The 15,492-nt window shown below is 61.8% G+C and carries 14 protein-coding genes; 4 read left to right on the forward strand and 10 right to left on the reverse strand.

What is annotated here, in order from left to right:
- Positions 1-176 precede the first annotated feature (176 nt).
- Positions 177-1,064: an SDR family NAD(P)-dependent oxidoreductase gene (locus tag GCT19_RS06245; RefSeq protein WP_152851340.1), complete on the forward strand. Its 888-nt coding sequence runs from the start codon at positions 177-179 to the stop codon at positions 1,062-1,064.
- A gap of 20 nt (positions 1,065-1,084) precedes the next feature.
- Here GCT19_RS06245 and GCT19_RS06250 read toward each other — a convergent pair whose 3' ends face one another.
- The 8 genes from GCT19_RS06250 to GCT19_RS06285 all read right to left on the reverse strand — a co-directional run bounded on the left by GCT19_RS06250 (position 1,085) and on the right by GCT19_RS06285 (position 9,731).
- Positions 1,085-1,765, reverse strand: a complete 681-nt coding sequence (locus tag GCT19_RS06250; protein ID WP_152851341.1) for a TetR/AcrR family transcriptional regulator — start codon at positions 1,763-1,765, stop codon at positions 1,085-1,087.
- A gap of 132 nt (positions 1,766-1,897) precedes the next feature.
- Complete coding sequence (locus tag GCT19_RS06255) at positions 1,898-2,890, reverse strand: NAD(P)H-dependent flavin oxidoreductase (RefSeq protein ID WP_018436042.1); 993 nt, start codon at positions 2,888-2,890, stop codon at positions 1,898-1,900.
- Between the two features lie 21 nt (positions 2,891-2,911).
- Complete coding sequence (locus tag GCT19_RS06260) at positions 2,912-3,691, reverse strand: SDR family NAD(P)-dependent oxidoreductase (RefSeq protein WP_152851342.1); 780 nt, start codon at positions 3,689-3,691, stop codon at positions 2,912-2,914.
- 52 nt (positions 3,692-3,743) lie between these two features.
- The gene (locus tag GCT19_RS06265; protein WP_018436040.1) at positions 3,744-4,538 is read right to left on the reverse strand and encodes an enoyl-CoA hydratase/isomerase family protein; all 795 of its coding nucleotides are present in this window, start codon (positions 4,536-4,538) and stop codon (positions 3,744-3,746) included.
- Between the two features lie 47 nt (positions 4,539-4,585).
- Positions 4,586-5,323, reverse strand: coding sequence for an enoyl-CoA hydratase (locus tag GCT19_RS06270; RefSeq protein ID WP_152851343.1), 738 nt, complete (start codon positions 5,321-5,323; stop codon positions 4,586-4,588).
- Between the two features lie 19 nt (positions 5,324-5,342).
- The gene (locus GCT19_RS06275) at positions 5,343-6,503 is read right to left on the reverse strand and encodes an acyl-CoA dehydrogenase family protein (RefSeq protein ID WP_152851344.1); all 1,161 of its coding nucleotides are present in this window, start codon (positions 6,501-6,503) and stop codon (positions 5,343-5,345) included.
- A gap of 78 nt (positions 6,504-6,581) precedes the next feature.
- Positions 6,582-7,793 carry an acyl-CoA dehydrogenase family protein gene (locus GCT19_RS06280; RefSeq protein WP_152851345.1) on the reverse strand — a complete coding sequence of 404 codons (1,212 nt, stop codon included), beginning with the start codon at positions 7,791-7,793 and terminating at the stop codon, positions 6,582-6,584.
- Positions 7,794-7,796: 3 nt separating this feature from the next.
- Positions 7,797-9,731, reverse strand: a complete 1,935-nt coding sequence (locus GCT19_RS06285; RefSeq protein WP_152851346.1) for an AMP-binding protein — start codon at positions 9,729-9,731, stop codon at positions 7,797-7,799.
- Positions 9,732-10,085: 354 nt separating this feature from the next.
- On the opposite strand from GCT19_RS06285, the gene bktB reads away from it, so the two are divergent.
- Complete coding sequence (gene bktB, locus GCT19_RS06290; protein WP_152851347.1) at positions 10,086-11,267, forward strand: beta-ketothiolase BktB; 1,182 nt, start codon at positions 10,086-10,088, stop codon at positions 11,265-11,267.
- Positions 11,268-11,307: 40 nt separating this feature from the next.
- Positions 11,308-12,963: an MBL fold metallo-hydrolase gene (locus GCT19_RS06295; RefSeq protein WP_321576768.1), complete on the forward strand. Its 1,656-nt coding sequence runs from the start codon at positions 11,308-11,310 to the stop codon at positions 12,961-12,963.
- 87 nt (positions 12,964-13,050) lie between these two features.
- On the opposite strand, the gene GCT19_RS06300 is transcribed toward GCT19_RS06295, so the two are convergent.
- Complete coding sequence (locus GCT19_RS06300) at positions 13,051-14,028, reverse strand: NAD(P)H-dependent flavin oxidoreductase (RefSeq protein WP_026228804.1); 978 nt, start codon at positions 14,026-14,028, stop codon at positions 13,051-13,053.
- Positions 14,029-14,220: 192 nt separating this feature from the next.
- On the opposite strand from GCT19_RS06300, the gene folE reads away from it, so the two are divergent.
- Positions 14,221-14,856 (forward strand): GTP cyclohydrolase I FolE, encoded by a 636-nt coding sequence (folE, locus tag GCT19_RS06305; protein ID WP_152851348.1) that lies wholly within the window; start codon positions 14,221-14,223, stop codon positions 14,854-14,856.
- Between the two features lie 91 nt (positions 14,857-14,947).
- On the opposite strand, the gene GCT19_RS06310 is transcribed toward folE, so the two are convergent.
- Positions 14,948-15,490 carry a nuclear transport factor 2 family protein gene (locus GCT19_RS06310; protein ID WP_152851349.1) on the reverse strand — a complete coding sequence of 181 codons (543 nt, stop codon included), beginning with the start codon at positions 15,488-15,490 and terminating at the stop codon, positions 14,948-14,950.
- Positions 15,491-15,492 lie beyond the last annotated feature (2 nt).

Raw genomic sequence — 15,492 nt, forward strand, 5'->3', positions numbered from 1 at the left:
ATTCCTCCATTGATCGACGCCGCTGCGCCGGAGTGTTTATCGAAACCCGCTATCGCGCGTTCCGTTGATCGAGTTGAGATCCTTGATCAACAATAGCACCGCCAGTACCATTATTCAACACATGAGATTCCGACACGCTTCGGTCGTTTACATCACCAAAAGAAAGGACAAGGCCAATGGGAATTCTGGATCGCAGAGGCGCACTTGAAGGCCGCAGAGCAGTGCTGATTGGCGGCGCAGCAGGCATTGGAAGAGCGGTCGCCCTGGCACTAGGCGAGGCCGGTGTCGACATCGCTTTGTGCGACATCGATGACGAAGGCATTGCGGACACATCGGCGCAATTGCGAGCGCTCGGCCGACGCGTGCTCGGCATGCACGTGGATGCGACACGGCCCGACCAACTCGCGCAGTTCTATGAGGCGACTGCGGGCTTCTTCGATGCGATCGATCTACTCGTGAACGTGGTTGGCGGCACTCGCATGCAGCCGTTCATGGAACGCACGCAACGCGATTGTGCGGACGACATTCAGCGCAATTTTGGCTATGTGATCGAATCCATGCGCCATGCAGTGCCGCTGCTACAGCGCAGCGGCCGTGGCGGCTCGATCGTGAACTTCACGACCATCGAAGCGCATCGCGGCGCCGGCGGCTTCGCAGTCTATGCGGGCGCGAAGGCCGCTACGACCAACTTCTCGAAGGCAATGGCTTGGGAACTCGGGCCGCTCGGAATCCGCGTGAACCTGATTGCGCCCGACACGACGCCGAGCGCGGGCAACGCCGCGGCTATTCCTGAACCTTGGCGATCGCTCAACGCCGATGTCCCGCATGAGTGGTGGGCGAAAGCATTCCAGATGTACGTCCCGCTGCAGGCTCCTCCCAGTGCCGACGATCTGGCGAATGCCGTGTTGTTCCTCGCGTCCGACCTCGCGAAATCGATCACGGGGCAGGTGCTGCACGTGGATGGAGGCGCCGCGGCCGCTCTCGGCATGTTGCGCTGGCCCTACGACGATGGCGCAACGCTCCCCGTTCCGATGGGCGGCACCTTGCGCAAACTGTTTGGCTAGTGCCGGCATGAAAATCGCGGTTATTTCCGAACCGTTGCGCGCGGAAGTATGCCGTCGAGGAACAGCGTAAGTGCAAGCTCTAGCGCGGCATGCCGCTCTTTATCGCGAAGCGGCTCGCCAAGGAAGCTGGCGAGACCGCCACTCGTCAGCGCGCCGAAGCACGCAGCCGCCGCGCGCGGATCGGCGACCACGATTTTTCCGTTGAGCGCCAACGTAGCGAGATAGTCAGCGATCGGAGCCAACGCCCTGTCTTGCTGATCGACGACGTCTTCGAGCATCTCTTTCAGTTCTTCTCGCGCCTCGCTTACCGCCCTCCACATCGCGCGGATGCTCGGATCGGCATGGTAGGACTGAATGATTTCCCCATAGTCGCGCAGCACGGAGCGCGGCGAGCGACGCGCGTCGGTGGACACGTGCGTGAGCGGATCGAGCAGCAGCGGAACGCCGCGCTCCATCGCCGCGCGCAGCAGGCCCGCCTTGCTTCCATAGCGCCTGTAGATCGTAGACTTGCTAGCGCCAAACGACGCCGCAATGCCGTCCATCGTCGCGGCTCGATAGCCGACGGCCATGAACTGTTCCAGCGTGTGGTCGAGCAGTTCGTCCTGGCGCCTCTCTGCCTCCGCCTTGAATGGGCGACCCCGTTTTGCGCGTGGTAAAGCCTCCCCCTTACGCGCGGCTCGCGACCGTTTCTCTGCGCTCATGACTTGTCGATAGATGATGCGTATGGTTCGCCGATAGTGGGACCACTTCGCGTCAGATTGTAGCCTGGGGGTCGCAACCGCCGGAGCCTCGTGACCCGCTGCTGCTTGCTCTATCGTCGCCGTGCTAGCCGTCTACGCCATCAGTCTTTTCAACCGGCTCGACGCTGCCACCGCGTCGTCGATGATGTCGTCGAAGATTGCCTCGACCTTCCTGACCGCGTCAGCGAAGACCGCGGCGTGCCCGTAGTCGATCATGCCTTTGCGGGTGTCGCCAGTCACGTAAGCCTCGTGCGCAAGCGCGCCCATCACGTGCGGACGGAACCGCTCGAACTCGCTCACCTGCGCACGATCCAGTTCCATGACCGCCTCGGCGCTCTCGTTGCGCAGCACGCGGTGGTGATCGCGAATCGCCGACTTGACCACGACGCTTTCGCTGCCGTCGCCCGCCACCACCTTCGCTTTGACCTCGGGATGAATCCATAGCTCCTCGGCGACCATCATGCGCGTACCCATCAGGACCGCGTCAGCGCCCATCGCTAGCACGCCTGCTAGCTGCCGTCCGCTGCCGATGCCGCCGCCGATCACGACCGGCAAGCCGATTTCCCGCGGCGCCTGCGCGGCCTGCACGATGCTGCCGATCTGGTAGATGCCTGGATGGCCGCCGCATTCATTACCAACGACGATCACGCCGTCGACGCCCATCCGCGCCGCCGTATGTGCATAGCGCACGGCGGGCACCTTGTGCAAAACCTTGATGCCCGCCTCCTTGAGCAGCGGCACGACCGCTTCCGGGCTCGCACCGGCCGTCTCCACGCAGGCAACCTTCTCTTCGATCAGAATGCGGATCTGTTGCTTGACCCGCTCCACGCCGCCCGCTTGCCGCGATATGTAAAGATTGACGCCGAAGTTCCTGGCGCCGGTGAGCTCACGACAGGTGCGCAACTCGTTACGGAATTCGTCGGAATCGGGAAAGCCCGCGCCGACAATGAAACCCATCCCGCCTGCGTTGACCACGGCCGCGACATACCGTGCGTCGGACACGCGCGGCCCGAGACCGCCGCAAAGAATCGGGTGGCGAATCCCGAGCAGATCGGTGATTCGCGTGCTGAACGTCTGGGGGCGCACGATGCCGTTCCCTCCCGCACGTCAGCGAAATGAGATCGTGTGGCCGCCATCCACCGCGATCGTCTGGCCGTTGATATAACCGCCCGAAGGCGAAGCGAGCATCACGGCGAGCCCGGCGATCTCCTCGACCTCGCCGAAGCGCTGCGATGGATTGCGGCCACGGTACCATTCGACCATCGCCTCATCCTCCCATTGCGATCGCGCCATGTCGGTCTTGAAAGTGCCGGGCGCGATGCAATTGGCGGTGACGCCCTTTGCTGCGAATTCCATCGCGAGGTTCCTCACGAGTTGCATGTCGGCGGCTTTGGTGAGCCCGTAGGTTCCCGTCACCGCATCGCCGAACAGTCCGACCACGGATGCCACCGAAATGAAGCGCCCATAGCCACGCTCGATCATGCCGGGCATGGTCAATTGCGCGAGCCAGATATTGCTTTGAACGTTGACCTGCATGAACTTGTTGAACGTTTCGTCTTGCAGATCAAGGGTAGATCCTATCCACGGATGAATCGCCGCATTGGCCATCACGATATCGACTCTGCCCCACTCGCGGTTCGCCGCGGCCACCAGGCCTTGCAGTTCCGCTTTACGGCCGATATTGCAGGCGAACGACATGGCCACGCGGCTGCCGATCTTGTCGTTGATGGCTTGCGCGGCAGTTTCGCAGGCGTCGGCGTTCCGGCCGGAAATGACGACTTTCGCGCCGTGCTCCGCCATGCCGAGGGCACTGGCGTAACCGATGCCGCGACTCGATCCGGTAACGACCGCGACCTTGTCCGTGAGATCGAAAAGTGATGAGCGCATGGGTACTCCACGAATTAAGCGGACCGATGAACGCGAGGTTCAACGGGCATGATTAGCCTTGCTTGCGTTTTTGCTGGGCGATGAAGGCCGACGCGATCTGATGATGCTCGTTGCTGAGCGTCGCCGCCAGTTGCCGCGCCAGCGTCGTGTCGAGCATCTGCGCCGCGCTGCGATGGAGATGCAGATTCATCAGTTTCTTGGTTTCGCGCAACGCGTTGCGCGGTTGCTTGAGCAGCTTTTCAGCAAGTGCCAAGGCCTCGTCCATCAGCTTTTCAGGCTCGACGACGCGATTGGCGAGACCGAACTCAACCGCTTGCCGCGGTGTGATGCGCTCCCCGGTGAAGATCAGTTCTTTCGCTCGCAGCAGACTGGTGTAGAGCGGCCACGCCACCGAGATCCCATCACCGACGACCAGACCGATGTTGATGTGCGGTTCCGCGAGAAACGACTTCTCCGACATCAGAACGATGTCGCACAGCGTAGCCATCGTCGCGCCCCAGCCCACGGCAGGCCCGTTGACCGCGGCGATAAGCGGAATCGGCACGTCGATGAAGCCGTGTATCGTTCGACGCGCGTTCTCCTGGACCTGCGCGGCGAACTCGGGATCGTCGAGCGTCTTGACGAAGTGATTCATGTTTCCGCCAGCACTGAACGCTCGTCCCGCGCCGGTGAGAATGCCGACACGCGCGTCTGGGTCCGAGGCTAGCGCAGCAAAAAGCTTGGGGTAGCTGAACAGCATCTCCGTGGTCGACGCGTTCAGATCGTCTGGCCGATTGAGCGTAATGATGCGCAGGCCGCCGTCGGCTGTCACCTGAATATCGTCTGGAAGATCGTAGAGATTAGCCATGCGAGTGCATACGTCCCCTGAGTTAAACGCTTTGGTCGGGCAACCGGCTATTTCCCCACCTGCCACGCCATGCCGCCATTTTTCTTTCTTTGCGCCAATGCAGCCTTCTCGATTCGCAAAGCTTCTTCCAGCGAAGTTAGCGCCCCCTGATCGATCACACGCTTGACCGTCGCGACGAGTTCGGGTCGGCGGCTCGCGATCGTCTTCGCCAGTGAGGCTGCCCGCGCCATCAGTTGATCGTGGCCGACCACCTCGTTGACGAGGCCAATGCGCAACGCCGTGGCCGCGTCGATCGGGTCACTGGTAAAGCTGATCTGCTTCGCCCACCTCGGACCCACGATATAGGGCAACCTCGCGGTCATGCCGCCTCCGGCGAGCGCGCCGATTTTCGTGTGGGTGTCGGCGAAGCGCGCGCGTTCCGACGCAATGATGAAGTCGCACCCCATGGCAAGTTCCAGACCGCCGGTAACGGCAGCGCCGTTGACCGCCGCGATCACCGGCTTGGTGATGCGCGGCCACATGTCGATCATTTCCGCGACCCACGAGCGCGGCGCATCGGGTGCCGAGAAGTCGTTCAGATCGAGCCCCCCACAGAAGGCCGGATCGGCGCCGGTCACGATCAGCACGCGCAGGCTTTCGTCCGCTTCGAAGCGGTTCAGCGCGCCGACGAGCGCTTCGGTCAATGCAAGGTTCAGCGCGTTGCGGGCCTCTGGCCGGTTCAATGTCAGCGTAAGAACAGCGTCTTCGCGAGTCACGCCGAGCAAATCGGTTCCTTTCGCATCCATCGCAATGCCTCGATAGGGTTCACGCCACTGCAGCCAATGCCTCGCACTGAATCTGGCACGCGTAACGATTCAGGTGGTAATCCATGTTGCCGAACAATGCGTCGAGTACCAGATGACGGCGATAGTGATGCCCCACCTTGTATTCGTTCGTGATGCCGTAACCGCCGTGCAACTGGATGCCTTGTTGCGTCACGAACTTCGCGCTGCGAGTGGTCTGCGCCTTGCAGCCCGAAACCTCCACGCTTCTATTTGGCCCGTTCTCGGTGAGCGCGAGCAATGCACGGTGTAGTGTTGCTCGCGCCTGCATTGCATCGATCGCCATGTCGGCCATCCGGTGTTGCAGCGCCTGGAAACTGCCGATCGCAACGCCGAACTGCTTGCGCGTCTTCAGATACTCCGAAGCGAGTTCGATGGCGTCCTCCATGTCACCCACGAGTTCAGCACAGATCGAAACGATGGTTTCGTCGACGGCGGCCTGCAGCCCATCGAAAGCATTGCCCGCTTCCCCTAAGACATCGGATTGCGCGACGATGACACCTTCGAGCAGCAAGTCGGCCGATGGCGTGCCGTCGAGCAACGCGCAGGTCTTGAGCGTCACGCCTGTCTGCTTCGGATCGACGACGAAAATCCCGATGCCATCCTTATCGGTCGCCGCGCCCGACGTGCGCGCGACGACGAGAAGGCGATCGGCAACGGGCGCGCCCACCACGAGCGTCTTGTAGCCATCCAGCCGCCAGGTCCCGTCGGCGGTCTTCCTGGCGGTGGCCGTCACGTAGTGCACCTGGCCTCGCGCCTCGCGTTCGCTGTGTGCGACCGCATAGACCGCCTCGCCCGAAACGATCTCGGCAAGCAGCGTCTCGCGCTGCCCTTCGCGCCCACAGCGAGTAACCAACGACGCGGGAAACACACCGCACATCGCATACGGTTCCAACACCAGCGCGCGGCCGATCTGCTCGGCCACGATGGCGCTTTCGACAGGAGAGAAACCGAGCCCCCCCATCTCCTCCGGCACGGCGATACCGAGCCAGCCCATTTCGCCGAGCGTGCGCCACGTGTCGCGCGAAAAGCCCCCCGCTTCCGAGGCCAGATTGCGGCGATGTTCGAACGTATAGCTCTTTTGCACGAAGCGCTGCGCGCTTTCCTGCAGCATCCGCTGTTCGTCGCTCAACTCAAAATCCATGCTGCACCCTCTTTCTGCCGGCAATTGATGCGATTCCCCCCAACGGGAATCGACGGATGTTCGCGGATCGACTCGAGCTCACAGGTCGAACATCGCCTTGGCGATGATGTTTCGCTGAATTTCGGCCGTCCCGCCATAGATCGTGCAAGCACGTCGATAGAAAACCTCTGCCGCGAGGCCCGGCGCGTACTCGGGCCCGATAAACGACGCGTCGCGCAGCGCGCGCTCTTCGTTCGGATCGGGATAGAACACGGCGCCGTAGTCGCCGATCACCTCGAGCAGCATCTCGGTCAGCTTCTGATGGAGCTCCGAGCCTCGCACCTTGAGCATGGAGCCGATTGCCATTCCGCCGCTGCGCTCGTCGATTCCTTGATGCAGGATTTTCTGCACCGCCATGTCGATGGCGCGAACCTCCAGTTCATACTGCGCAAGACGCGCCGCAAACGTCGGGTCCTGGATCAACGGCTTGCCGGCCGCGTGCTCGCGCGACGCGTAATGCCGGATCTTGCGGAGATAGCGCTTGAGCGCCGGGGCCTCGGCGCCGAGAAACGCACGCTCGTTGAAGAGCAGAAATTTCGTATACCCCCAGCCTTTGTTCACTTCGCCGATCAGGTTTTCGGCGGGCACGCGCACGTTGTCGTAGAACACTTCGGCGAGGTGGTTGCAGCCGTCGAGCGAGCCGATGGGGCGCACGGTAACACCGGGCGACGTCATGTCGAGCAGCAAAAAGGAAATGCCCTTTTGCGGCTTCGCGTCGGTATCCGTGCGCACCAGCACGAAATTCCATTGGCCAGAGGTGCCGAAGCTGGTCCAGATCTTCTGCCCGTTGACGATGTAATGGTCCCCATCGCGAACCGCCGTCGTACGCAGCGACGCGAGATCGGAGCCAGAGCCCGGCTCCGAAAAACCCTGCACCCAGAACACTTCCCCGCGTTGAATCGGCGGCAGAAAGCGGCGCTTCTGCTCTTCGTTGCCGAACTCGCAAATCACCGGGCCAACCAGCGACACACCCGCCTGATTCTGCGCCGGTGCACCCGCCAGATAGCACTCTTCCTCGAATATGTAGCGCTGCATCGCACTCCAGCCTGTGCCGCCGTCGGCAACGGGCCAATGCGGTACCGACCATCCGCGCGTCTCATGCAGAATGCGGGTCCAGCGCTGCGAATCGTCGTCGCCTGCGAGAAAGCCCTGCTGCCCTCGAAAGGCCATATCCGCCGGCAAATGCTGCTTGAGAAAGGCCCGAACTTCTTCACGGAACGCCATGTCCGCGGGGTCTACGCGAAAATCCATTGTTTAGCTTCCAGCGTTTTCAGTACGTTGAACTCGATCTGCATCCGCTGCAGCGGCAGTGTTACCGACCAGGGTGCGCGGCGTAGGCGGCACGCAATAGAGCTCGTCCACGACACTACGCCGCCGCTCGAGCACGTTGCGTTGACTGATTGCGCTCTTCGCGCTCAATTCGCCGTTATCGAGCGTTGGCTGCTCGCTTTCGAGCACGATGCGCACAATCCGGGCCGAGCTACCGCCAGCGCGCGCGGCGAGCTTATCGAGACCCGCCTGGAAGAAGGCGCGTACGCCGCGGCTGTTGATGATCTGGTCGACGTTCGGCATCGGATCGTGAAGATCGTCGCAAAGCGCACGGCATGCTTCGATGTCAGGGAAGACAAGCGCGCTCAGGTATTCGCGGTCGTGCCCGGCGATCACGATGTCGCGCGCATACGCGCCAAACACGTTCAGCGCGTACAGGCGCAACTCCGCGACGTTGACCCATGTGCCCGTGGACAGCTTGAAGTTCTCCGCGATGCGTCCGTCGAAACGCAGTCCAAGTTCGAGACGCCGCGGGTCGATGAAGGTTGCGGCGTCCCCTGAGCGGAAATAGCCCTCATCGTCGAACGAGGCGGCGGTGCGCTCGGGATCTTTCCAGTAGCCGGGCGTAACACAGTCGCCGAAAAAGCGGATTTCCAGCTTCTCGTCCACCGGAGCCACTTTTACTTTGACGCCGGGCACGGGCAAGCCCGCAATCGCCTCGCGTCGCGGATCCCAAGCTGCCGACATCGGCGTGGGGCCCGCTTCCGTGCCGCCGATGCCCGACATGATCAGAACACGCTGGCCGATGGTGCGCACCGCGAGCTCGTCGAGTTGCGCCCAGATGTGCTTCGGCAGGCTTGCACCACCGTAGTAGATGAGCGCGAGCTTGCTGAAGAATTTTTTGCGCATCGCCTCGTCCGCCTTCAGATGCGGAATCAGCGCGGCTAGCCCTTGGGGCGTATTGAGGTAGACGACCGGGGCGATTTCGCGCAACGCTTGCACCGTCGGTCCGATTTCCTCCGGCGTCGGCTTGCCTGGGTCCAGGTAGTACGTACCCCCGCCGTACAACACCATGCCGAAGTTGTGCGTGCCGCCGAAGGTGTGATGCCACGGCAACCAGTCGACGAGATCCGGTGGCCCGTCCTGAAGAAACGCGAACACCTGTGCGACTTGCTGTCGATTGCTGCACAACATGCGCTGCGGGTAGATCACGCCTTTCGGTGCGCCTGTCGTTCCAGACGTAAACATGATCTTGCCCACCGTATCCGGACCGACCGCGTTGAACGCTTTTTCGACGTCGGCCGTAACGGGCGTCTTCAGCCAGTCGGCGACACGCGAACCGGCACGTCCCTCCGGCAACGGCCCGACGACGACACATTCCACGTCGCCGAACACCTCGCGCAATGCACGGCCATATTGCGCGCCGTCGTCCGCGAAGACGAGGCCGGGTGTGCATACGGCCGCGAGTTGCTTGAGCTTCGAAAAGTCCTGCGATAACAGCGAATACGCGGGCGTCACCGGAATATAGGGAACCCCGACGTGCAATGCGGCGAGCGCGAACAGCGCATGTTCGAAGCTCCGATCCGAAAGAATCATCAACGGACGGGACGGCGACAAACCTCGATCGAGCAACGCCTGCCCTAGCGCACGCGCACCGTCGAACGCCTGCCGATAGGTCAGAGACTCCCATGACTTGCCGTCCGGCGTCCGACGCGCGAGCAACGCACGCTCGGGCGTGACGCGCGCCCAGTGTTCGAGCCGCTCCGTCAAGCGGGCGGGATACGGTTCGAGCGGTTCCTTCAGTTCATACACCACGCTGCCGTCGGGCCTTCGCTCGACGATCGCATCCATGCTGCCGAGGCGGATCGGGCGAAACGGCACATCCATCAGGGCATCGTGCGAAGCCGTACCTGCATCCATCTGAGTCGTCCTGTTGTTATCTGGCAAGTCATGTCCCGCGCGCGCTCGCATTGCCATCCGATACCCGGAAATCTCGCGGATCAAAGACAAACCAATAATTGAACGTTGATCATCATGTTGAACCAGCATAGCGCGAAATCGAACCCGCGTCTATCCGTTCTGACCCACGAGTAAGTCCGGATATCGAACGCGCTGTCCGACGCGAATGAAGCACGAAATGCGCAGCACGATCTGATCCTTGCGCACCGCACAATTGCGTGGACATGACGCCGAAAATGCGCTACTTTTCGAACATCATTCATATTTCTAAACATGAAACCGGATCGAAACCGATCCCGGGACCAAGGAGCCATCATGCCGGATGAGGTCGTCGTCACCGCTGCCGTTCGCACCGCTATTGGAGATTTCGGTGGCGCGCTATCGAGCGTTCCGCCCACGACGCTAGGCGCAACAGTCGTGCGCGCGCTGCTCGAGCGTACCAATCTGCCGGGTGAAGATGTGGGTCACGTGGTGTTCGGCAACGTGATCCATACCGAGCCTCGCGACATGTATCTCGCGCGCGTCGCCGCGATGGAAGGCGGCGTCAGCGCCGAAGCACCGGCGCTGACGCTCAACAGGCTGTGCGGCTCCGGCCTCCAGGCGATCGTCTCCGCCGCCCAAGCCATCGCGCACGGCGACACCGACATTGCGATCGGCGCCGGTGCGGAAAGCATGTCGCGCGCAGCCTACGTGGCGACCGGCGCGCGTTGGGGTTCGCGCATGGGCGACATCCGTCTGATCGACATGATGGTCGGCGCGTTGACTGATCCGTTCAGTGCTTGCCATATGGGCGTCACCGCAGAAAACGTCGCGAAGAAGTACGGCATCACGCGCGACGACCAGGACTCGCTCGCCGTCGAATCGCACCGGCGCGCCGCCCAAGCCATTCATGACGGCAACTTCCGCGAGCAGATCGTGCCGGTAGCATTGCGTACGAAAAAAGGCGAGATCGCTTTCGATACCGACGAGCATGTGCGGTCGGGCACGACCCTCGCCGATCTCGCCAAATTGCGCCCGGCGTTCCAGAAAGACGGTACGGTCACGGCCGGCAATGCGTCGGGGCTCAACGACGGCGCCGCAGCTGTTCTGTTGATGGCCCGCCGCACAGCCGAGCAACGCGGCCTTCGTCAGCTCGCGCGACTCGTCTCCTGGGCTCACGCGGGCGTCGACCCGCAATTCATGGGCATTGGTCCGGTGCCTGCAACACGGAAGGCGTTGCAGCGCGCGGGCTTGACCGTCGCCGATCTCGATGTGATCGAAGCGAACGAGGCCTTCGCCGCGCAAGCTTGCGCGGTGGCGAAGGAACTGGAATTCGACGGCGCCAAGGTCAACCCGAACGGATCGGGCATTTCGCTCGGCCATCCGATTGGCGCAACCGGCGCTGTCATCGCGGTCAAAGCCATTCACGAGTTGCATCGTTGCGGCGGGCGCTATGCGCTCGTGACGATGTGTATCGGCGGGGGGCAAGGCATCGCAGCCATCTTCGAGCGCATTTAAGGCTTCCCGCAGCGTTATCCGTTCAACCAGAGGGAGAGACGTGGTACGTCCCGAACAACTGCTTCACCCGCAACGACAGCCGGTGGCGCCACGCCCCGCCGCGACGATGCTGCTGGTCCGCGACGCGCAGTACGAAGGTTCGCCCACCATCGAAGTGCTGATGACGCGACGTTCGGCGCAGGCGAGCTTCGCGCCGGGCGCGTTCGTCTTTCCTGGCGGCGCGATCGACTCCTCCGATGCAAGAATCGCCGGCGGCGCACGACGGCGCGCCACGCAAGACGACACTCAAGCGGTTCAGGCTGTAGCCGCTATTCGGGAAACATTCGAAGAACTCGGCGTGCTGCTGGCATGGCGACACGACGGTGTGCTCGTCGACGACCACGATATTGCGAGGCTCGAACGGGCAACGCCGATCGAGGACCATTGCTCGCGGCATGGGCTCACGCTCGCCGCGGATTGCGTTTATCCGTTTGCCCATTGGATCACCGACCGCGATCTGCCGCGGCGCTTTGATGTCCAGTTTTTCGTGGCGCGCATGCCCGTCGATCAAACCGCGGTCGCGGACGGCGCCGAGCAATTCGAACCCCTGTGGGTCCGTCCCGACGATGCGCTCGCACGTCATGCGGCTGGCGACTTCGCGATGATCTTCCCGACCGTGCGCACGCTTGAGCGCCTTCGCTCGTTCGACTCGGTCGATGCACTGCTCGCCGCGTGTAGGGCGGAAAAGTCACTCTGGAGCAGTTGTCCGCGTGGTGGAATGAAAGCGGGCAGTGTCATGCGGTGCATGGAAGGCGATACCCCATACGGCGAACTGCGCCTCGTTTGCCCCGATGGCCAGGTGCTGCACTGTCTCGATTGGCGATTCACAGAAGCGATCCCACTGCTGCGAAACGTGATGCGGTTGACGGCAACGAACGGCGGCTTGATGACGGGTCCAGGCACGAATAGCTACATCGTAGGCACGGCGGCGACGGGCTTCATCGTCGTCGATCCGGGGCCAGGCGACCGGGCGCATCTTCAACGCATCTTCTCGGCAACGGGCGGCGACATTCGAATGATCGTCTGCACGCACTCCCACGTGGACCATGCACCGGGGGCGAGGCCGCTGCAGTCTATGTGCTCGCACAAGCCACCTATCCTCGGCGTGGCGTCTGGACCTGCCGCCAAGGCAAGCAATCACTTCGTTCCCGATCGTGAATTGCTCGACGGCGAGGTGCTCTCGCTTGCGCATGACGGACAGACGCATCGATTGCTCGTGATCTCGACTCCGGGACACGCAAGCAACCACGTGTGCCTGGCGCTTCTGGAGGACGGACTGCTATTCAGCGGCGATCACATTCTGAATGGCAGCACGACCATCATCGATCCTCCGGACGGCAATATGACCGCGTACCTTGCGTCACTAGACCGACTCGACGCGATCTGTACCGAACGTGAGATCGAGTTTATTCTCCCCGCACACGGGTACGTACTCGACCGCGCGCGTGATCAGATCGCGCGCCTCAAGGCACACCGACTTGCCCGGGAAGCAAAGATCGCGGAGGCTGTGAAGACACTGCCGAGCGGTTCGATCGACGAATGGCTGCGGCTTGCTTACACCGATGTTCCCGAGAGACTGTGGCCAGCCGCGTCCCGGTCGCTGCTGGCTCATCTCGAACGGCTCGAGGAACACCGTCATCTGAGCTCGCACGCCTGACAGCGCTCTTAATGACTGTATCGGCTGTCCACGCCCGCTGAATCCGAAGCGGGGACAGCCCTATTCGATTGCCGTCTTGTTTCGACCTCAGCTCTCATCCACGAGCGCGGTCAGCCGGCCGTGAACGAGTGCGCGCGCCTCAGCAATCATCCGATTCACAAGTTCGGCGCAGGTGGGAATATCTTCGATAAGCCCGATTGCGAGACCGGCCGGGAACGTGCCGTCTTCGGTATCGCCCGTCTCGTACATACGCTTGCCGCGCTCCCCGCTGACCAGCGGCTTGAGATCCGCAAACGTCGCACCCTCTTTATGCTCGAGTTCCAGCACTCGCTCCGCTACCGAATTCCTGAAGATACGCGACGTGTTGTTCAGCGTGCGAAAGATCAACGCCGTATTGCGCTCATCATGCTCTACGAGCTTGCGCTTGACGTTCTCGTGAATCGGCGCCTCCCGCGTTGCCATGAAACGCGTCCCCATGTTGATGCCGTCCGCGCCGAGCGCGAGTGCGGCGACCATGCCGCGCGCATCCGCAATGCCACCCGAGGCAATCATCGGGATGCGCAGCTTGGCGGCCGCGGCCGGCAACAGGATCAGGTTCGGCACGTCGTCCTCACCGGGATGGCCGGCGCATTCGAATCCATCCACGCTGACGGCGTCGCACCCCAACGCCTCGGCTTTCAGCGCGTGACGCACCGACGTGCACTTGTGAATCACCTTGATTCCCGCGGCCTTGAATGACGGCATATACGGCTCGGGATTGCGTCCTGCCGTCTCGACGATCTTCACACCGCTCTCCACGACCGCCTGCACGTACTCGTCGTACGGCACCGGCTTGATCGTCGGCAGGATTGTCAGGTTCACGGCGAACGGCTGATCCGTCATCGAGCGAACGCGACCTATCTCGTTGCACAACGCCTCTGGGGTGGGCTGCGTGAGCGCGGTGATGGTGCCGAGCGCACCGGCGTTCGAGACGGCAGCGGCCAATTCCGCGCGGCCCACCCACATCATGCCCCCTTGAACAATCGGGTATCGAATCCCAAGCAACTCTGTAATGCGCGTTTTCATCTGCTGATTCCTGTGTAAGTGCATCCTGATTCGTCACGGTGCAGCGGTCGAGCGTCGCGTGTGAAATGCGCCAATCGTTTATATTTACGAACATCGTGCAATTATATACACTTTTCTCCGTTGCCGATGCTCATGTGCTGCACGCGCGAGCGCGGATGTGACTGCATGAGGCATGAACGATCAGGAGAGTTGATGAACAAGCGAGACAACGAGATTAGCGCTGAGCAAGCGTCGGGTCGCCCGACGCAGGATCAGGCGGAAGAAGCGGTACGTACGCTCATCCGGTGGGCAGGCGACAACCCCGAAAGGGAAGGCCTCGTTCAAACACCTGCGCGCGTCGCGCGCGCGTACCGGGAGTTCTTTTCGGGCTATGAATCCGATCCGATGCAGATTCTCGCAACCACGTTTTCCGAAGTGGATGGCTATGACGAGATGGTGGTGCTAAAAGACATCCGCTTCGAAAGCTACTGCGAACATCATATGGTGCCCATCATCGGACGCGCGCACGTTGCCTACTTGCCCGAGCATCGCGTGGTCGGCATTTCCAAACTCGCGCGCCTCGTCGATGTCTATGCCAAGCGTCTGCAGATTCAGGAGAAGATGACCGTTCAGATCGCCGACGCGTTGAACACCGTGCTGCAACCCAAGGGGGTCGCCGTCATTCTCGAAGCCGCACATCAGTGCATGAGCACGCGAGGCGTGCATAAGCCGGGCGCGTCGCTGGTGACGAGTCGAATGCTGGGCGCATTCCGTGACGACCCTTCCACGCGCCGCGAGTTTCTCTCGATTGTCGGTCACGGCGCGAATACTCCTTTACCCAATAGCTAAAAGCCAACGTCGGCTTCGAGCCGACGTTGGCTTTCTGGAACAATCGATTCGCGTAGCCGCAGCAAGCGTCGTCAGAGGCTTGCGTACCGCTTCAAACCTCGGCGGGTTGACGCGTCATCAGAGGCCGTTCATAAGAAACGTCCTCACGATTTCTTGAACTAACGCCGTTGCTCATCAGGATTTCGCGCCATGCCGCAGGTACTTCTGCAGGCGTCAGTTCATTGATAGCTTCAGAGATGCAGACGCGAGCGGCGATCGCCCACACGCCATCCCGCTTCTCGAAGCGGTCGATATAGCGCCCCACCGCCAGCGTATCCGGCTTGACGCGATTTTCACCGAAGAAAAGCCAGTACGTTTCCGCGTGCGCCTCGTTGCCCTGCAATTCGACGCTGTGATTGAACACCATATGGTGGTGCGACAACTGATGCTCGGTATGGTATGCAAAGGCCCAGTCGACGAATTCCTCTGCATTTCCAACGAATGCGCCGTGATCGTCGATTGCGTCCGGATGGTATGCAGACAGCGTCAACTCACGGTCCATGCGGTCGACCCCGCGGCAATAACGGTGCACGCATTCGAGTATGTCCTGCTTGTCCAACAGCGCTTCAACGCGTGCGTTCAACTCTTCATTCATCG

The sequence above is a fragment of the Paraburkholderia atlantica genome (assembly GCF_009362785.1).
Classification (GTDB): Bacteria; Pseudomonadota; Gammaproteobacteria; order Burkholderiales; family Burkholderiaceae; genus Paraburkholderia; species Paraburkholderia atlantica.